18 protein-coding genes are annotated in these 20168 nt (G+C 35.2%); 9 read left to right on the forward strand and 9 right to left on the reverse strand.

What is annotated here, in order from left to right; all coding sequences use genetic code 11:
* Positions 1-69: 69 nt before the first annotated feature.
* The gene (locus CDZ92_RS12245) at positions 70-735 is read left to right on the forward strand and encodes an SDR family NAD(P)-dependent oxidoreductase (protein WP_096155494.1); all 666 of its coding nucleotides are present in this window, start codon (positions 70-72) and stop codon (positions 733-735) included.
* Between the two features lie 9 nt (positions 736-744).
* Here the strand turns inward: CDZ92_RS12245 and recX are convergent, their stop codons facing one another.
* Positions 745-1551, reverse strand: a complete 807-nt coding sequence (gene recX / locus CDZ92_RS12250; RefSeq protein ID WP_096155495.1) for a recombination regulator RecX — start codon at positions 1549-1551, stop codon at positions 745-747.
* 136 nt (positions 1552-1687) lie between these two features.
* On the opposite strand from recX, the gene CDZ92_RS12255 reads away from it, so the two are divergent.
* From CDZ92_RS12255 to CDZ92_RS12280, 5 genes are all read left to right on the forward strand, one after another.
* Positions 1688-2593, forward strand: coding sequence for a TIGR01777 family oxidoreductase (locus CDZ92_RS12255; RefSeq protein WP_096155496.1), 906 nt, complete (start codon positions 1688-1690; stop codon positions 2591-2593).
* Between the two features lie 93 nt (positions 2594-2686).
* Positions 2687-3814 (forward strand): amidohydrolase, encoded by a 1128-nt coding sequence (locus CDZ92_RS12260; protein ID WP_096155497.1) that lies wholly within the window; start codon positions 2687-2689, stop codon positions 3812-3814.
* 232 nt (positions 3815-4046) lie between these two features.
* Positions 4047-4607, forward strand: a complete 561-nt coding sequence (locus tag CDZ92_RS12265) for a GNAT family N-acetyltransferase (RefSeq protein ID WP_096155498.1) — start codon at positions 4047-4049, stop codon at positions 4605-4607.
* Positions 4608-4770: 163 nt separating this feature from the next.
* Positions 4771-4899, forward strand: a complete 129-nt coding sequence (locus CDZ92_RS12270; protein WP_096155499.1) for a YfhE family protein — start codon at positions 4771-4773, stop codon at positions 4897-4899.
* Between the two features lie 568 nt (positions 4900-5467).
* On the forward strand, positions 5468-5671 hold the full coding sequence (locus tag CDZ92_RS12280) for a YfhD family protein (protein WP_096155501.1): 204 nt from the start codon (positions 5468-5470) through the stop codon (positions 5669-5671).
* A 252-nt stretch (positions 5672-5923) separates the two neighbouring features.
* Here the strand turns inward: CDZ92_RS12280 and CDZ92_RS12285 are convergent, their stop codons facing one another.
* Positions 5924-6439, reverse strand: a complete 516-nt coding sequence (locus CDZ92_RS12285) for a DoxX family membrane protein (RefSeq protein WP_096156996.1) — start codon at positions 6437-6439, stop codon at positions 5924-5926.
* A gap of 836 nt (positions 6440-7275) precedes the next feature.
* Between CDZ92_RS12285 and CDZ92_RS12290 the strand changes: the two genes are divergently transcribed.
* The 3 genes from CDZ92_RS12290 to CDZ92_RS12300 all read left to right on the forward strand — a co-directional run bounded on the left by CDZ92_RS12290 (position 7276) and on the right by CDZ92_RS12300 (position 10556).
* A complete protein-coding gene (locus tag CDZ92_RS12290; protein ID WP_096155502.1) occupies positions 7276-8784 on the forward strand; it encodes a gluconokinase in 1509 nt (502 codons plus the stop codon).
* A gap of 72 nt (positions 8785-8856) precedes the next feature.
* Positions 8857-9507 (forward strand): MtnX-like HAD-IB family phosphatase, encoded by a 651-nt coding sequence (locus CDZ92_RS12295; protein ID WP_096155503.1) that lies wholly within the window; start codon positions 8857-8859, stop codon positions 9505-9507.
* Entirely contained in the window at positions 9504-10556 is a 1053-nt protein-coding gene (locus CDZ92_RS12300; RefSeq protein WP_096155504.1) for an iron-containing alcohol dehydrogenase family protein, read from the forward strand. The genes CDZ92_RS12295 and CDZ92_RS12300 overlap by 4 nt, the downstream gene beginning before the upstream one ends.
* Before the next feature lie 53 nt (positions 10557-10609).
* On the opposite strand, the gene CDZ92_RS12305 is transcribed toward CDZ92_RS12300, so the two are convergent.
* From CDZ92_RS12305 to CDZ92_RS12335, 7 genes are all read right to left on the reverse strand, one after another.
* Positions 10610-11233: an NUDIX hydrolase gene (locus CDZ92_RS12305; protein WP_176483760.1), complete on the reverse strand. Its 624-nt coding sequence runs from the start codon at positions 11231-11233 to the stop codon at positions 10610-10612.
* A gap of 148 nt (positions 11234-11381) precedes the next feature.
* Entirely contained in the window at positions 11382-14273 is a 2892-nt protein-coding gene (locus CDZ92_RS12310; protein WP_096155505.1) for an ATP-binding protein, read from the reverse strand.
* Entirely contained in the window at positions 14263-14631 is a 369-nt protein-coding gene (locus tag CDZ92_RS12315; RefSeq protein ID WP_096155506.1) for a response regulator transcription factor, read from the reverse strand. Before CDZ92_RS12315 ends, CDZ92_RS12310 begins: the two co-directional genes overlap by 11 nt.
* Before the next feature lie 13 nt (positions 14632-14644).
* On the reverse strand, positions 14645-15958 hold the full coding sequence (locus CDZ92_RS12320; protein WP_096155507.1) for a hypothetical protein: 1314 nt from the start codon (positions 15956-15958) through the stop codon (positions 14645-14647).
* The gene (locus tag CDZ92_RS12325; protein WP_096155508.1) at positions 15958-17367 is read right to left on the reverse strand and encodes a glycosyltransferase family 2 protein; all 1410 of its coding nucleotides are present in this window, start codon (positions 17365-17367) and stop codon (positions 15958-15960) included. The genes CDZ92_RS12320 and CDZ92_RS12325 overlap by 1 nt, the downstream gene beginning before the upstream one ends.
* A 2-nt stretch (positions 17368-17369) precedes the next feature.
* Positions 17370-18407, reverse strand: coding sequence for a HEAT repeat domain-containing protein (locus tag CDZ92_RS12330; protein WP_096155509.1), 1038 nt, complete (start codon positions 18405-18407; stop codon positions 17370-17372).
* On the reverse strand, positions 18404-19996 hold the full coding sequence (locus tag CDZ92_RS12335; RefSeq protein ID WP_176483761.1) for a response regulator: 1593 nt from the start codon (positions 19994-19996) through the stop codon (positions 18404-18406). The genes CDZ92_RS12330 and CDZ92_RS12335 overlap by 4 nt, the downstream gene beginning before the upstream one ends.
* Positions 19997-20168: the final 172 nt, after the last annotated feature.

A 20168-nucleotide genomic window follows, 5' to 3' on the forward strand; every position in this document is an offset into this window, starting at 1 on the left:
AGATAGTGTTTTACCTTTTGCTCGTTTATTATTAATAAATATTATATTAACTGGTAGGGGGAAAAAATAGTGACAACAGTATTAATTACTGGGGCTGGTACTGGCCTTGGGCGGGAACTTTCTTTAGAATATGCTCGAATAGGATATACAGTTATCCTATCCGGTAGAAATGAAGAGACACTGCTTCGAGTACAAAAAGAAATTCAATCCAATGGCAAAAAAGCGTATGCTTTTTCACTAGACATTACAAATTACGACGAGCTAAATAGTAAAGTAAAACATATAGTGGAAGAACATAATGTGCAAATTTTAATAAATAACGCTGGGGTTGGCTGTTTCGGTTCTTTGACTGCTCTTCAAGTAGATGATATTAATCAATGTTTAATGACAAACGTTAACGGCACTATTTATATGACAAAGGTTTTCCTCCCATATTTATTAAGCGTGCCGAACGCTAAAGTGTTAAACATTATTTCTACGGCAGGTTTAAAAGGAAAAGTAGATGAAAGTGTTTATGTTGCTTCAAAATATGCTATTCGAGGTTTTACTGAAAGTCTCCAAAAAGAATGGGAAGGCTCTATTGTTTTTAAAGCAGTATACATGGGGGGCATGGACACACCATTTTGGAACCATTCAGACCACATAACAGACAAAACACGATTAAAAGATCCAAAAACAATTGCTGAGAAAATTGTACAGCTTGATCAGGAAGGTGTTATGGAGATTGTATTGTAAAAGGAGAGGCTATTCCTCCTCTCCTTCTAAATATCGATCAATCAACTCAATAGAAAACCCTTTTCGATAGAGAGCTGACTTCATTTTCATTACATATTCATAGCCTGAATAAGCAGAGTATTTACGTTTAAACTTTTCAGCTTGTAACTTTAAAGATTCCATTTCTTCATCTAAATCTTTTTCGACGTTCATTTCATTCCATGCTTGTTGTATCGTTGAGAAACGGTAACCTTTCCGCTTTAATGCCATTTCAATTTTTTGTTTTTTTATCGTGAAGGAATCTTTCTTGTATTTTGTTTCCGCTTTTTCTATCAACTTCATTGCATGATCTAGTTCTTTTTCAAAAGAATACTCTAAAATTGCTTCTTCTATTAATTTTTGTTCTATCCCTTTTTCGTACAGTTCTTGGACTACTACTTCTGGGCCCTTTAACGTTGTATTTACTTGAGTCCTTACATAGCTTAATGCAAATGCTAAATCATTTATATAACCTTGTTTATCAAGTTTTGTTAGTATCTCAGTTATAACAAATGCCTCTATTTCTTTTTCCCGTAAATGTTGGCTTATCTCTTTTTTCGAACGCATTCGGTAAGATAAATAATTAATGGCAGATTGGTATGCTTTACTTATCTGGTCGGATAAAATAATTTCTTCTATATCTAATTCATCTAGTTCTTTTCCTTTTGCGAGTTGAAACTTTAAAAGTGTTTCCTCGTAAACAGCAAAAGCATATTCTTCACCTTGGCCTTTATCCATAAATATGTTAAAGCGAGATGTATTCTTTTTTTGTACAGATATTTTCGTAACGACATTCATTTTGAGATAACCTCCTCTATTACTAAATGTAACATATGACTACGTTAAATACTTACAAAACACATTGATTAGAAGGATGTAAGAATAGGGTAAAGAATATATAAATAGAACTTGAACTTCAGAAAGGGTGACATTCATGGATATTGCAATTGCAGGAGGCACTGGTCTAGTCGGGCAAGATTTAACGGAATATCTTATTAATAACGGACATAGAGTATACATTTTAACGAGAGATACTTCCAATAAAGAAAATACAGAGCAGATTAAATATGTAGAATGGTTAACCGGAAGCGCTACACCAGAAGTAGAGTTACATTCCGTTGATGCTTTTGTTAACTTAGCCGGTGAATCTATTAATAGTGGACGTTGGACGGAAGAAAGAAAACACCGCATTTTAGAAAGTAGAATTGCTTCAACGAAAGAAATCGTTAGAATTATGTCTGAAATGGTAAACAAACCTTCCGTGTTAATTAACGCAAGTGCAATTGGTTACTACGGTACATCTGAATCAGCTGTTTTTACAGAGAATGATAAAAAGGCTGGGAATGACTTTTTAGCTAGTACTGTCTCTCAATGGGAAGAAGAGGCGTTGCACGCAGAATCACATGGTATTAGAACAGTTCTTACACGTTTTGGAATTATTTTAGATAAACAAGAAGGCGCTCTTCCCCGCATGATTTTGCCTTATAAGTTTTTTGCTGGTGGACCGGTTGGAAGTGGACAACAATGGATGTCATGGATACACATTAAAGATGTGGTTCACATTATTGACTATTGTATCCAAAATAAAAATATACAAGGTGCTGTTAATGTAACTGCTCCGCATCCTAAAAAAATGAACGAGTTTGGGAAAACGATTGGAAAAGTGATGAACAGACCGCATTGGATTCCAGCTCCATCCTTTGCATTAAAAATGGCCCTTGGGGAAATGAGTGACCTTGTTTTAAAAGGGCAAAAAGTGATGCCTGCCAAACTAGAAAGATCGGGCTTCGAATTTTCTTTTACACAACTTGAAGATGCTTTAAATGACATATTAAAATAGTATTATGAGCTATGTCCATGGGCACTTTTTCTGAGGACACTTAATATACTATGGTACAAATCATTTGTATCACATTCAAGATAGGAGCTTGTTATGAACATTTTGTTGTTAAGGAATGCAACAGTATATCCGGTTACCTCAGAGCCGATCCGTTGTGGGGATGTACTTATAAAAAATGGGAAAATAGATAAAATTGCACCTTCTATTACAAACAATGGTGACTGGCCTGAAATAGATTGTAATGGAAAATATTTATTTCCAGGTTTTATAGATGTTCACACACATCTAGGATTGTATGACGAAGGTACTGGGTGGGCTGGTAATGACGCCAATGAAACAATTGAACCTCTCACTCCTCATATAAGAGCAATTGACGGAGTGCATCCTTTGGATCAAGGATTTCAAGATGCACTTATGTACGGGGTTACAACAGTACACATTATGCCTGGTAGTGCAAACGTAATTGGCGGTACTACTTCTGTCATAAAAACCGCAGGAGTCAATATTACAGCCATGTGTGTAAAAGAAACGGCTGGCTTAAAAATAGCTCTTGGTGAAAATCCAAAGCGAATGCATAGCCAAGGGAATAAAGACTCAATCACTCGAATGGGAATTATGGGGATGTTACGCGAGGCTTTTTATGAGGCTAAATATTGTGATAGCATAGACAGTTTGCGTGTTAGACCTATTATCCAAGCTTTAAAAAGAGAAATCCCAGTTAGAATACATGCTCATCGTGCCGATGACATTTTATCTGCTATTCGATTTGGGGATGAGTTTGATTTAGACATTCGAATTGAACATTGTACAGAAGGTCATTTAATTGCCAGTCATTTAAAAAATCGAAACTTAAAAGTTGCTGTCGGCCCGACAATGACTCGTAAGTCTAAAATTGAGTTGAAAAATAAAAGTTGGAAAACATATCAAGCCTTAACAGACCATGGTGTCGAGGTTTCGATCACAACAGACCATCCATATACTCCTATTCAATATTTAAATGTGTGTGCTGCCATAGCTGTTCGAGAAGGTCTAAATGCTCAAAAAGCACTAGAAGGAATAACGATTACCGCAGCCCGAAATCTACAAGTGGAGAATAGAGTTGGGAGTATCGAAACAGGTAAAGATGCCGACTTAGTTCTATGGTCACATCACCCGTTCGATTTCCTTGCAAAGCCTTTGTGGACAATGGTTGAAGGTGAAATAATTTACCAGAAATTTTGACAAAAAAAGTTGTTTCTTTTTTAGAAAAAATGAAGTATGATAACAAAAGCAAATCATAAATATCACAAAATCATAACTGACACTTTGTATTTAAGCGTTAGGGAAGGCAAATGGTGCGCCACCAGTTAAGCTGGTTCTAGTGGGTTCGATTCCCACCCCGAAATTTTTTGCAAGCTAAAAAATTTCGAGGGTGGGCTACGTAACACTTCTGCCCTCAATTGGAGGGATAGACATGCTTAAAAAACGTGATCTTCAGGAGACTCATACTCTTTTTGAACTCATGGTGCATCCTGAAGTCTTCCCTTTTGTGCGTCAAAAAGCATACTCATACGAGGAATTTCTATTTGTCACAAAACAGACGATGGAAGCAGAAGAGCGTGGAGAGATTATCTCTCGAACTATCCTCGATGAGTGGGGCACTCCAATTGGAACCATAAACTTATTTGATGTGCAAGATGGGGCTGGATTTTTAGGTACATGGCTAGGTAAGCCATACCATGGAAATGGATATAATCAAATTGCGAAAACACAATTTTTCGATGAATTATTTTATGAATTAGATATTCAATCTATCTTCATGCGGATTCGTAAAGTAAATGTACGTTCGACTAAAGCTGCAGAAAAGTTACCTTACGTTATGTTAGCGAATGAGTCAAGAAAATCATTACTAGACGAAATTAACGCAGGTGAAGATATTTACAATCTCTATGAAATTTCTAAAGATTTATATACTTTACACAGACTTCGTGTCCAAGAGCCTGTGGAAGAGCATCATCAGTTAAAAGAAGCATAATTTTCACGTGTCAGTGATGGGTATAGAGAAAAGCAATAGTTTGTGGCGAATTGGCCATGCTATTGCTTTTTTGTTTTTTATAAGTATAGATGTTGGAAAAATGGAAAAAATTAATAATGGTTTGTTAGTTATTGCAAACAACCATACATAAGGAGGGTTTCCGATGTCTGATAAGAAGAAAAGAGATAAAACGAAGCGTACTTTAAGTAGTGCACAAGAGGTTTCTTATTCTAGAGATTTTAAAATGGCGGACCAAGCTGGTGGATACACTCCAAAACAAGCAAGGCACTGATTTGATTTGATATAGTGTTTTTGCTGACCCTCGACATTTGTTGTTGAGGGTTATTTCAATTTGTAGTTATATTTTTTTCCTGTATGGAGACATTGTTTTATCGATTTATTGACCTATTCTTTCTGAAGTGATATCAGTCCTGGGGAGACTTCCCATGAACGTTTTCCCTCTTTCCAGTAATCATATCAGTCTTGGAGACTTCCCATGGACGTTTTCCCTCTTTTCAGTAACCATATCGGTCTTGGGGAGACTTCCCATGAACGTTTTCCCTCTTTTCAGTAACCATATCGGTCTTGGGGAGACTTCCCATGAACGTTTTCCCTCTTTTCAGTAACCATATCGGTCTTGGGGAGACTTCCCATGGACGTTTTCCCTCTTTTCAGTAACCATATCGGTCTTGGGAAGACTTCCCATGAACGTTTTCCCTCTTTCCAGTAACCATATCGGTCTTGAGGGGCTTTTACTTCGTTCTTTAACGAAAAATATTCCATCTTAAATATCTTACATTTTGGTTATGTTAACAAGTGAGGGTTTCCTCATTAACATTAACCATTGGGAGGTTTTACGAATGGGCAGATCTAATCACGGTCATAAGAAACGCGATAAAAATAAACAATCGTTACCTCAAGTTCCAGATTCCTTGAAAAAGACTAACCATCAAGACGTTGAGTTTGCAGATAGTAATCATGCAGATGGCGAAATTTTAGAAGCTCAAGCTCGTGCCTCTGCAGCAGGAATACACCGCAACAGCAAAAAGGATAATTTTAAATAAAAGAACAAAAGCGCAAGGCGCATGCTTATCGACGTAAAAACTGGACTGCTCCTGAGTAAGATATAGAAAACACAATTTGTGACACAAGGAACAAATCGATGTTGACTTATCGACCGGAGGAGCAGGAAGTTTTTTAGTCGATGGCGCCTGGAGCTAGATGTAACCTACCCAAAGTTCAAAGTTATAAATAAAATACTATAGTTTCCTAAGCAACGAAAAAAGGTCACCCAGTTTCAGGTGACCTTTACAATTTTAGTGAGCTGTAGTTGGACGATTGCTTACATTCATATGCTTGTTGTTGTTTTTTTCTGCTTTTTTATTGTTCCAGAATTTGATAGCATATCTGTCTACACCGTAATAGTAAGCTGCTCCACCAGCGAATAATAGAATCATCGCTACTGTGTAAAGCATTGGGTTAGTGCTTAACGTACCAGCTAGTAAGAAGTTTAAGTTCATAAACGCTGCTGCAATTAATGCTGGAATTGTTGCTGCTCCTAAGATTAAGCCAATACCTACTAATACTTCACCCCAAGGAATTAAGATGTTGAATAATCCAACGTTAGGGATTGCGAAAGTCTCTAGGAAAGTTGCGTACCAACCATGTACAGTTGGGTTTTCTCCACCTGCTTTTGCTAGTGCTCCATTTAAATAACCACTTGCATCGAAGTTACTAATTTTAGGTAATCCAACTTTTAACCATTGTACACCTAACCATATTCTTAACACAGTCCATAAAACCGCTACTTTAGGTCCTTTTAAAAAGTTCATCATTTTTAGTTCCCCCTTATATAGGATAATATTATAGTTTGTGAATTTTTTCACAAATTAGTGTAAAAAAATTTAATTGTTTTCATTTTACTTACAAGAGTGATCAAACTACTCTGTGAAGTTTTTCACATGTATTATTTAAAAAAATATGTGGATGAGTGATAGTATGATAGCTTCACTTTTACTTTAGCCGGCTTTTGATCAATTAGAAAGTTTGTGAAGTTTTTCACTTACTTTCTATCTTTAGTATACAACTAGTTTAATGTATTTACAATAGGCGTCACAAGCTGTACATAAATTATGTTTCTTGTTTGATTAACTTAACTTCCTACCTTTTTTTGTTGTTAAACGTTGAGTTGTTAACATACGTTATCCTCACTCCTGTGGATAATGTGCATAAACACTATGAAGCGTTGTCAGACAACAGGTTCAAAAAACCTAGTTTTGTGAATAAATACCTGTTAATAAATTTTGTCTCGGTTGTGGATAATGTTAATAAGTCTGTGTATAATTGAAATACCAACTATTATACTGTTAATAAACTAGTGGATAAATTGAGAAAAGCATAGAATAATATTATATCGAAAGAACAGTTAATTACCACACCTTTTTTCCTAAAAAATCTCTGTCTTGAGAAGACAGAACCTTTGTACCATACTTTATCACCCGCATTCATTGCTGCTTTATATGTTTGTTTATCCACAACCATTTTATGCTCGGAAATAACTTGAGCTATATTTTAGAAAAAATTTGCTCATTTGTACTACGGCTTATATTATTAAGGAACAAAGAGATATATGAAAACAATTTCTTATTTTGAGAAAACGGTGGAGTGAATGATGAAACAGTATATTGTTAGCATCGATATCGGCACTACGAGTGCTAAAGCAGTTATTTTTTCTGAACAAGGTGACGTTTTAAGTGAGTTTGAAAGCTTCTATTCTATCTATCATCCGAAGCAGAATTGGGCGGAACAAAACCCAGAAGAGATTGAGCGAGCAGCTAGAATTGCTATATCTACTGCTATTTTGCAAAAAGGAATTAAACCGGAGGAAGTTATTGCTCTGAGCTTCTCAACCGCTATGCATTCATTAATCTGTATGGAAAAAGATCAAGCAATATCACCGATGATTATTTGGGCAGATGGACGAAGCTACTCGCAAGCAGAGATTATGAAAAGCTCGTACGGTAAAGAAATTTATAGGAAAACTGGGACTCCTATTCATCCGATGTCTCCTTTTCTAAAACTTATTTGGATGAAAGAAAACCGGTATGAACCATACTTGAGGGCATCTATGTTTGTGTCCATAAAAGAATACATTTTGTATAAATGGACTGGAGAATGGGTTGTTGATTATTCTATCGCCTCCGCTTCCGGACTTATGAATTTACATACACTTGATTGGGATGAACAAACTTTAGAAATAGCAGGGGTTCAAAATAGCCAGCTTTCTAAAATTGTTCCATGCACCGAAAGTATTGGACCGTTGAAGCGTGAAGTTGCTAATGACTTATTTTTAAGTGAGTATGTTCCCGTTATTATTGGGTCAAGTGACGGAGTTTTAGCTAACATTGGAGTTGGGGCAATAAAAAATGGAGAAACGGCACTAACAATTGGAACTAGCGGAGCTATAAGACGCTTTTCTAGTGACAACAACGTGGATATAGACCAACGTACTTTTACATATCGATTTTCAAAGGAAGCATGTATTATTGGTGGGGCTTCGAACAATGGAGCTGTTTTGTTACAATGGCTTGCGACGCAATTTTCCAATTTGACAAAAAAAGAATCTATCTCCATTTCCGATTTAGAAAAAATTGCTTTCACTTCGCCACCTGGAGCAAATGGATTATTTTTTATGCCTTATTTATCGGGGGAACGTGCACCTAAATGGAATGCAAAAGCAAAAGGCGGATGGATTGGCCTTACTTTAGCACATTCAAGTGCAGATATGGTTCGCTCCGTCATGGAAAGTGTTATTTATAATATGTATGAAATTCATGATTCGCTAGAAGGACAGGCTGGAGAAACAAATAAATTATTAGTAAGTGGTGGGTTTGCTCGTTCTGAATTATGGTTACAAATGACAGCTGATATTTTTCAAAAACAAGTACATGTCCCGTCAACACACCAATCTTCCGCATGGGGTGCTGCCTGGCTTGCTTTATATAGTCTTGGAAAAGTAAATTCAATTGAAGAAATAAAAAATTATATTCCAATCACCCAAACAATAGAACCGGTCATGCTAAATGCTGAACTATACGAAGAAAAATTCGCTATCTTTAAAGAGGTTTATCGATTGAATAAGCCATTATTCAAAGACATAGATATATTACAGCAATAACTATGTATCATGATTTAGTACTAAGCTGAGTAAGTTAATGAATGGTCATACACTCACGAGGAGGAACTCATGTTGAAGAAATGGGCGTTTGTATCAGACTTTGATGGAACTATTTCTAAAAAGGATTTTTATCAACTTGTTATGGAAAAGTACTTTCCTGAAGGGCAAAAACTTTTTAAGCAATGGAAGGACGGATTTATAAAAGATATTGAATTTTTAGCTAAAGTATTTTCGTCCATCAACCAAGACGAAGAGCAGATAATAGAAGAAATCTTGTCCATTGAAATAGACGAATATGTACCAACATTCATTCGAGAAGTTCAACGACATGGCGGTAATTTTTACGTATTAAGTGCAGGGACTGACTATTACATTAAGCACATTTTAAGGAAGCATGATGTAGAGAATGTCGTTATTTTTTCAAATGAAGGTGAATTTCGTGAAAAGAATGTTTTTATGAACATTGATCAAAACGATTGGAAGTATTCGGAGCGTTATGGCATTGATAAATCAAAAGTTATTCAAAAACTAAAAGGAAAATATGAAACGGTTCATTTCATTGGGGATAGCGAGCCTGATTCTCACCCGGCAGCATTTGCTGATTTAACATTTGCAATTGGACCTCTTCAAAGATTGCTAAAGGAAAAAGGAATTTCTTTCGTTCCTGTTCAGGATTTTTCTGAAGTGGCTTCGTTTCTTCAAAAAGAGGGGTTTTTAGAATGACCCATTCCCCCTCAAGTATATCCATCCCGACTATTTTAGAGATTCGTCCAGGAATTATTAAAAACTTAGAACCTATTTGGAAGAAATTCGACTTTAAGGATATTGTTTTCCTTGTGGATGACTATACATATGAGACTTTTTCTTCCTTAATATCCACTTCTATGAAAGAAACAGAAATTGATATTAAAAATTTTTCCGGCCATTATGATATAAATGACTTAATTTCCATTGCTTTTAAGCTCAGAAATTTTGACGTTGTTGTCGCAATGGGTGGAGGAGCTGTTGTCGATTACGGAAAATACATCGCATGGAGCAGAAAATTACCTTTTATCAGCATACCAACTTCTGCATCGAATGATGGTTTTGCAAGCAGCAACTGCTCGTTAATGGTAAATGGTAAAAAGACCACCGTTCCAGCAAAAGTACCTTTTGGAATCATAGTAGATTTGTCCATAATAGAGCAGGCTCCTGAAAAGTTTATTTTATCTGGTATCGGAGATTTAATGTCTAATATGACAGCACTAGTTGATTGGGAGTTTGAAGAGAAGAATGGTGTTGGTTCTGTTAATGCCTTCGCCGCCATGTTAAGCAAAAAAGCACTGAACAGCTTTGTTCGGACACCGTTGACAGATATAAGACACCCAATTTTTTTGAAAGAATTAGTTAGTTCCATGACAATGGGGGGAATTGCTACTGATATTAGTGGAAATAGTAATCCGATTAGTGGGTCTGAACATTTGATTTCACACGCACTTGACAAGATATCTCCTCAACCGAATATGCACGGTATCCAAGTTGGAGTAGCAACCTATATAATGGCCAATATTCAAGGACATCGACAAGAGCGAGTTAGAAAAGTTTTGGAGAGAACAGGTTTTTTTGAATATGCGAAAACACTTAATCTAGTTAAAGAGGAATTTATAGAAGCTATTCATCTAGCTCCTGACATTAAACCTACTCGTTATACGTACTTACATGAAAAGAAATATCGAGATAATGCAATACATTTTATACAAGATGACTTCCTTTTACAAGGTATATTAAAATAAAATAAGTCTACTTCTCTTTATTGTGGAAGTAGACTTTAATGTATTTAGCACCCTTACTTAATTAAGTAATCTTTAATAGATTTTAAAACAAAGTGATAATACGCTGTTTCATGTGGGACAAAACTTGATTTGGTTACTTGTTGGTGAATAGGGACTCTCCCATTTTTTATAGTTTTGAACCCTTTAACTTCTATTTGCGTGCTTTGTCCATGATATAACTTATACAAACTATCAAAGTCTACTTCTATCATCCCAGCTACTTCCTCTTCTTGTAACGTGAAGTCTTCCATGTGATAGTTTGAATCATATAAAAATACATGAGCGAACTCATTATCAATATAGTCGTCTTTCACTACACGATATGTAAACATCCCCATAGGAATAAGTTTTTCTAAAGAAAGTGATACTCCAATTTCCTCTTCAATTTCCCTTACACCATCTTCTACAGTTTCACTTGCAAGAAGGTGCCCTGCAGCTGTTATATCAAATAGATTGGGAGATTCTTTTTTTCTTTCACTTCTAAGTTGAAAAAGTATCTTTATCCCATTTTGATCTTTTTTAATAAACCAACAATGAAATGTCTCGTGCCAATGACCCCTTTTATGTACTTCTTTCCTCGATGCAGTTCCAAGCTTCTCATAATTCTCATTAAAAATGGTAAACATTTCTGATTCCACTCTATTTAACCTCTTTCTATTAAATCCTCATATAACCGGTTGAGGAATTCCTTTATTATACGCTTTTGACTTCCTACAATTGTAGTTGGTATACCATCTCTTATCAATAGAAAAAACAGAAACTTATCGTTTCTGCTTTTTTCAACTTCTATTCTTTCTCCTGTTCAGGAACCATTATATCCCCACTCCTATCTTGAATTAATAAGGATTTTAAAATTAATTTAGATAACATACTTGGCTGATAAGGCTTTACTAAGTAGTCATGCGCGCCTAAGTTCATTCCTTTTTCCTTTTCTTCAAGAGCAGTTGAGATAAAAATTGGTATATCTTTTAACTTAGTTGATTGTTTGACCTTCTTAAGAAAGTCCCACCCATCCATTTCTTGATTATCTAATAGGATATCTAACACAATTGCATCAGGTAATGATTTCTCCATTGCACTAAACGCACTTGCTCCATCATAAAAGTGTTTAACAAAAAAGCCACTATCTTTTAATTCTGTTTCAAGTAAAGACGCGAGATTACGGTCATCTTCAACAATAATGACATCTCCTCCATTATTCACTTTATTCTTTACTGGAGAAGCTACTCCTAACATTTGTTCAACTGTATTAACTAATGGTAGATGTACCGTAAATCTACTACCTTTTCCTACTTCTGAAGTAAAAGTAATTAGACCGTCATGAGCTTTTACAATCTCTTTTACGATAGCTAAACCTAGTCCAGTACCGCCTATTTTTCTCATGTCGGTGTTATCTACTCGGAAGAACTTCGTAAATAAGTGCTCTTGGGCTTCAGATGGAATTCCAATGCCATTGTCCTTAATTCCAATGCACAGATCTTTGGATGATTGATATACTCTTATTTCTATTTCTCCACCATCTGGAGAATATTTAATAGCATTGCTTATTAAGTTGTTAAATACTTGAAGAAGTTTATCTTTATCACCGAGTACAGTAGTGTTTTCAGTATCTCGGTTTATTTTTATTATGTGCTTATTTGTGTTTATTGTTTGTGTTTCCACACATTGTTTAATAAGCGGAAGAACATCTTCATACTTTTTCTCGTAAGTTTGTTTCCCTGCTTCCATTCTTTGGACGTCTAGAAAATCATTAATCAATGATGTTAAGCGCTTAGCTTCTTGAAAAATAGTAGTCAGATACTTTTTCTGTCTATCTTCAGGTAATTGTTTTGTTAACATTAATTCTGTAAATCCTAAAACACTAGCTAGCGGAGTTCGCAACTCATGACTTACTGTACTTACAAACTCCGATTTCATTTGATCCACTTCATGTTCTTTTGTAATATTACGATGCACAAAAATGACACCAATTCTTTTTCCTTCTTCAAAAACCTCTTCACAATACACTTTCATAACAATATTTTGTGAAGAATTTTTAATCTTATAAAGAAACGTATTTTCAATCGTTTTTTCTCCGCTCATTACTTGTTTAAAGAAAAATGTAAGTTCCTGTTCATTTTCTACTTTACTCCCAATTTCTTTAGACCAGTATTCAAAACCTTTCCCTACAATTGCTTCATGAGAGGTACAGGAAAGCATGTCACATATTGTTTTATTTACTTTTAGGAGCGCCCCATTATCATTAACAAGCAGTACACCTTCATGAATAGAGTTCAACGTATTTTGCGTTAATTTTCTATCATATTCTGATTGCTCATAAATATTTATCTTATCTAGAGTAATTGATACTTGTTTTGCCATTAATTCGACCATCTTTGCTTCCTTTTCATCAAAAGCAACATCAAATCTACTAAACATCATTAATGCTACGACTTTATTAGCCGTTGATAAGACAGGAATGACAATATCATGAACCATAAAGTCACCTTCATGATAGCCTTTATCTTCTTTTTCACATTGTCTCGAGAATCGATAAGGTACTTTTCCTTCTTGCACCTTAAAGAAAATGCCTTCTCCTATTTGTTCAACTGCCTGTTCAATAGAACGATTAGACAACCCAAAGCATGCATAGTCTTTTTCTTCTGACAACAGAATAATAAGTCCTTTACTTGCATGTAAAACCATCCCTAAACTATGAACAGTACTATCTAGTACTTCATGCTTGTTTAATGAGAAAGAAAGTCCATTTACAAAATTATTCCAAGATTGTAATTCTTCTTCTCTGTTCTTCATCTTCCCAATAGCCTGTTGCAGTTCATCTTGGCTTGCATGTAGTTCGTCTTGCTGTGCAAGTAACTCTTCATTTTGGGCTGTTAATTCCTCTTCTTTTGTTTGTAGTGTTTCCACCATTTCGTAAAAAGACCTTGTTAGAGCACCTATTTCATCTTTCCTTGATTTATTAAGGTTTAAATTTACTTGCAAATCACCTTTTGTAATTTTTTCTGCTGTACTGGCGAGTTCCGTTAAAGGCCTAGCTACTTGTTTTAAAAGCATTCTCGATAAGTAAAATAAAATAAGTAACATTATGGCAATAAAAACAACAAACACATAAAGGCTTTGTCTAATGGAGTCTGAAAGTTTAGTGAAACTTTCTTCAATACTATTGTTAAGGTTAATATGATAAGTGGCTGTAGTGGACCTAATTTGATCTATTCTTTCAATAGTGCCTTCTCTTTTTGATTCTTCTACAACTGCTTCTAATCCATCTCTCTCTAACGTTTGAAATCGTTGTGGAAGAATAATAGTATAAAATTCATCTACAAACTTCCTTGCCTCTTGGTAAAAAACATCGTCCTCTGTTGTAGTTGCCAGATTTTTAAAGTCTTTCAAATAACCTTCTATGTTTGTTCCTAAATATAGTGAATTGTTTCGCATTCTAGTTTCGTTAAATGCTAAATATCCCCTTGCATCCATTACACTCTCTAGCATCGAATACTCTATTTTTTGTGCCATCTTTTCTTTTTCCCTTAACAACTCATCTTCTTTGAGAAAAGTAGAGTTTACGGCAAATTGGTAAGAAATTAAAAGAATCGTACCAATGACAATTAAGGAGAAAAAAAGAATCATTAGCCTCAAGAATTGATAATTTAGACTGTTTTTATTCCATCTAATTTTCACTAATAATCTCCTCGACTTTTTGAGCTAATTCCATTGGACTAAACGGCTTAGACATAAAATGAGTTGCACCAGCTTGTAATACTCTCTCTTGATCGTTTTTTTGACTTTTGGCGGATAGCATTAAAATTTTACTATTTTTTCTTTCTGGAATATGCATGACTTTTTCTATAACTTCTAGTCCTGTTAACATTGGCATCATATAGTCTAATATAATTAAATCGAACGCTTCTTCCTCAATATGTTTTAAAGCTTCTTCTCCATCTGACGTTTCCACTATGTCGTGACCTTCATCTTCTAATGTATCTACTACTAACATGCGAAGGACTTCTTCGTCCTCCGCTAACAATATTTTCGCCATTATGATTCCCCTTTTATAGCAATGTTAGAAAACAAATCTTTGTATCTCCTGGCCAAGTTCCAGGTTTGGCAATACCCATGTTTACTCCTTTAATAAGGAAATCTTCCCACTGTCCGTCCTTGTACATTTGCAAGTAGTCACTTCCTGATTTACCAGGAATGAAATAGGAACCATTGAAATACGCCTCCAATTCTCTTTCTTCTTTTAGTTCCTTTTCTTTTTGTCTCTTTATAATTTCACTCATCAAGGGTGAGTATATTCTCCAATAAAACGATTCAAGGTCGTCTCTACTTTTTGCTCGCCATTTTTTAAATGTAGAAAATCCAACAGTTTGATAGAGCGCTGGTAAATCTGCTTGGTCGGCAAAATCACCAGAAAAATAGTAACTTTCATAGGCAGGATTTTGATGGTGAACTACTGATGGAAACATGGTTGGAATTCCGTTCTCCTTTAATAGAGATTCTGCTTCTTCAGTTAAAGCAAGTGAAAAGGTTGCAAGTACTTCCGCTTCATTTTGTGGGACAATAATATCAAACCAATAATGATATGGTGCTGATTCCGTTAAGCCTAAGGTATCTATCCCTTGCGTTGTATATTGAAAAAGCACTTCTTTCCTTAGCATGTCTTTTTCTGTTAAGACAATCACACGGTCACTCTCATCTACAAAGACCATACCTTTCCTAGAAAAATTCCACTGTTCTCCAAACTGTTGCTCATAGTTTTCTTTCGCCCATACAGGTACTTCTAATCCTTCAAGCTGATCAAAAAAACGACCAATCCAGCCTGTCCATTCTAAATTGTATAATTGGTAAAATGACTCTCTTACTTCATGTGAAGTTGGACTACCAAATGTGTTAAATTCTCCAATTAACGTTGTCCCATGTTGAAAAACAGCATTTCTAATATAGTCCACATCTTCCGCTGTCATTCCTCCATAAATTAATTCCGAACGCTCACCTTGTTCATTTCCTGTTAACAAATCCGCTTCATACACTCCGTAACCATCAGCTATATAAATAATGTCATGTTGTATATCCTTGTTAGGGTAAGGTCTAACCTCGTACGTATTATTCGCCTTAGGTACATAACCAACATAGTCTTTGTCTAATCGGTAGTCTTGTCCATTTGACTTTCTTATTTTTTGTTGGTTGAAGAACCAAGTTAGCCCTAGATGTTCACGATACGTTTCATCTGGAACTGTTTTATTAATTATAAGTACATCTAGCTGTGTAACTGGCTTAATTATCCACCCCCAAAAAGGTGTACCTATCAGAATAAAAACTGCAATAATAATCGAACTCCAAAGCCATGCATTCCATTTTTTCATTACGATGATACACCTTTCCGTTGCATATCTCCCCAACCTTTTTTATTGCGAATTGTATCGACAATTCCATGACAACGCCATAAAACCGTTAATGGACGATACCATAATGATTCTGTTAAGGAAAATAAAAATAGTTTCACAATATCTGTAACTTTCGGGAACTTTCGTAAACTCCATTCCTCTAATAAAACAGCAGTCATGGAGTAAAAAGATCCGTAGATTACCGTTAGTAAAAACAGTAAATAAGCAAACTCTAAATATATTCCACCAATAAATAGAGATATAATAATATAGAGATAACCTATTAACTCGATTACTGGACCAAGAAATTCTATAAATAAAAAGTACGGCATGGAAATCATTCCTATAGATCCATATTTTGGATTAAAGATTAGCTTCTTATGCTTCCATAAGCTATCAAATAGTCCCCTGTGCCATCTATTTCTTTGACGTCTAAGAAACTTGAAACTTTCAGGAGCCTCCGTCCAACAAACAGGATCAGGTATATAAATAATTTTATTTTTGGCTTTACGTTCTTTAATGAGACGATGTAGCCTAACAACGAGTTCCATATCCTCTCCAACTGTATGAGCGTAACCTCCAGCATCGATTACCCACCGTTTACTAAACACACCAAATGCTCCAGATACAATCAGAAGTAGGTTGTGTTTACTTAACCCGATACGCCCCATTAAAAACGCACGCAAATACTCTATTACTTGCATAATAACAAGTGGATGAGAAGATAACCCTATCTTTTCTACTGCACCATTATTAATTTTACATCCATTTGCAATTCGTACACTTCCACCAGATGCTATTACTTCTCCATCTGACTCGATAATAGGCTTCATTACTTTTAAGAAAGCATCTCTTTCTAAAACCGAGTCACCATCAATGGAACAAAAGTATGGATATTGTGAAACATTAATTCCTACATTCAATGCATCTGATTTTCCGCCGTTTTCTTTATCCACCACAATTAAATGTTCATATATTTCAGATTGATAAATGGCTTTAACGTCCTTTGTTTCTAGTTGTTTTCTTATAACTTTGGGAACTTTTCTCAATTGAAACTCTTGTATTAACTTTTCAAGTGTGTCATCCTTCGATCCATCATTTAACACAATTACTTCGTATAGTGGATATTCAATACTCAGTAGAGAACGAACACTACCGATAATACCCGCTGATTCATTATAAGCTGGCACTAATATGGACAAAGGCTTTGTATAGCTAACTTCCAATAGATCTCCATAAGGCTCTTCATCATCTAGTTTGTATTGTTTACGAAGTTGTTGAAAGGATATTAGTAGCATCATTCCGTAAAAAGCTATTACAAATAGCATGTAAATTAACACTGCCCAGCCAAAAAAAGAAAGAACAGAAAACCAATTAAATGTCCACATTCTTATTGTTCCTCCTTTTCTAGCCACTCGGCAGCCATATCTTTTGCGTATTTATCTTCTGTTGATAAGTACACATCGAATAAATATTGCTTACCATTTTCTAAGGCTAAAATAGCTTGAGTAGCTTGTGATCGAACATCGAACTGTTCATCTCTCATAAGCTCCTCTAATATTGGTAATACTCTATTTTCTCCAGAAATCCCCATTAGTTTTATAGCCATCAAGCGTTCTTCCCAAATCGAGGAGCTCACAAATGATTCCACTTTTTCAAAAGGCATAGGAAAACCGATAGCAGCTAAACTTTTTAATGCTTTTATTCTTTCTTCTGTCTCAGTTGATAAAAGACATTTTTCTAAGAAAGGAACAAATTCCGCTTTCGATTGAATACCAATCATATCAAGCAATGGGAATTTAATTTCCGATGGCAATTCATCATACATTCTAACGAGTTCATCCCACTGTTCATCTGTCATAATTCCAATTAACGTGCGATAAACAAGTTCTGATAAGGAAGTTTTCGTATTAACAAGATAAGCGAATAATTTAGGATGATTTAAAGTTACTAATATTTTTAATAGTTGACTCTCTTCTGCTTTTGTTAAAATTTTTTTATCGAGATACTTTAATACGAATTCAATCATGTTTGTCATTTGAAACTTTTCAATGGCATATAAAATATTCATTCTTACTGCCCATCTTGAACGGAAAATGTTTTTTTCATAATAAGGAGTAAAATGTTCTTCTGCAAACTGTTGAATTCTCCATTTCATTTCTTCACCTGCAGAAACATCTGCAAAATCGTGAAGCAAACTTTCTAGTGCTAAAAAACTTTTATAATCTTTTGGAATAATCGTAGTCGTTTCTTCCCCTTCATATAGATACAGAAAAAAGCGATCTCTAAGTAATTCTTTTTTCCGTTCAATTTGGAGAGTCAGTTGATTGCTTCTTGCTTTATTAACTATTAAAAAAACAAATAAAGCGCTTAATATTAGAACCATAATGCTCATTAAAAATAGTACATACTGAATAGGGAGTATCATGACTTCACCTTATTCAATAATCTTTGCACTCTTGATTCTATTTCTACTAGCTTGAATGGTTTTGTCATATAATCATCTGCTCCAAGTTGAAGGGCACGCTTAATATCTGCTTCGCTTTTACGAGTTGTTAACATCATCACTGTATATTTATCTTGTCTACTATCCTGACGTAATTTTTGAAGAACTTCTAAGCCATCCATTTTCGGCATCATACCATCAAGTATAACTACGTAGTAGCATTCATCTGTAATCCATTCTGATTCTAGAAATGTAAGACCATCATGGAATGTTTTAATTTCTATATTATAGTGACGAGGTGGGGAGATTTTACTTAGTACTTGTGATAGCATGGAACGAATAATAGGGTCATCATCCACGACAGCAACTTTTAATGTTTGAAGCTCACGTTTTATTTCTTGGTTGGATATTACTACTTTATTCCTACCTGTTTGCTTCGCTTCGTATAATGCTTGATCTGCTTTGTCCAGCCAAAATGAAATCGATTTTTGACTTTGTTCCACTTGAACAACCCCTGCAGAAAACGTACAAGAAAATGTACTCCCATTTGCATGGAACACTTCTTTACTAAAATCATGTAGAATTCTTTGTAGTAACGTTTCTCCATCTTCACGTTGTGTGTTGGGCAATAACAGTGTAAATTCTTCTCCTCCAAATCTAGCAACTACATCATTAATTCGGACTTTCCCTTTTACAAAAGAAGCAAACTGTTGAAGGATTTCATCCCCAATAATGTGTCCATATGTGTCATTCACTTTTTTAAAATAATCTATATCAAGCATTACAAGGCAAAACGGAATGCCGGTTCGGTTAAACTCTGCATGTAATTGTGCAAACGATTGTTCCAAATATTTACGATTAAATATTTGTGTCAGTTCATCCATTAACAAGATACTTTCTATATGTCGTTTTCGTTGTAATTGTCGATCCACTCGAACCTTAAATTCCTTTATATCAAAAGGCTTTGGAATAAAATCATCTGCTCCAAGTTCAAACGCCTTGATTCTTGTCTCACTCTCATTGTCTACACTCATTACTATTGATGGGATAAACAGTTGTTGGAGCTTTTCCTTTAACTGTTCCAATGTGTTTAAGCCATTCCAGCCACCCATATGAATATCAAGTATTAAGCAGTCTGGTTTGATTTCATAAAAAAATGACAATGCCTTTTCGTGAGAAGCAGCTACAAAAACTTGATAGCCTTCTCCTTCTAATGTTTCTTTTAAATACATTAGTAAGGATGTTTCATCATCTATTATGAGAATAACAGGTTGTCCTTTTATATAGTCACGCTCTGGTTCATTTTCTAAGTCAATATCTAATAGTTCTTCGCTATAGCTAATACGAATAATAGGTAATAAGTACTCTTGTAATTCCGTTTCGTTCCAGTAATCTTTTTTGTCTTGGGTTATTAGATTATCAAGTTGTGTGGTGGCAAAGTTACCTAATTCATCTAAACCTATTGTTTTTGCTGTACCAGCTAAAGAGTGCAGAAACCTCTCTAATTCTTCATTAGCTACTAACTTATTATTCTCAAACCACTCTCTCAATTGACTTCTGATATTTGCCATCAATTTTTCCCTGTATTTCTCCACTGTTGCACCAACTTTCATTGCATTACTTTTAACGTGTTTTATTTTGGCTATGTTAAAGATCTCTGTTGATTTCCGCGCATATCTTCGCTTTCCGCGGGCGGGCCGGGAGCCTCCTCGGCTTTGCCTGCGAGGTCACCCGCTCCCCGCT

The organism is Bacillus sp. FJAT-45066 (assembly GCF_002335755.1).
Lineage (GTDB): Bacteria > Bacillota > Bacilli > Bacillales > Bacillaceae_I > Bacillus_CD > Bacillus_CD alkalisoli.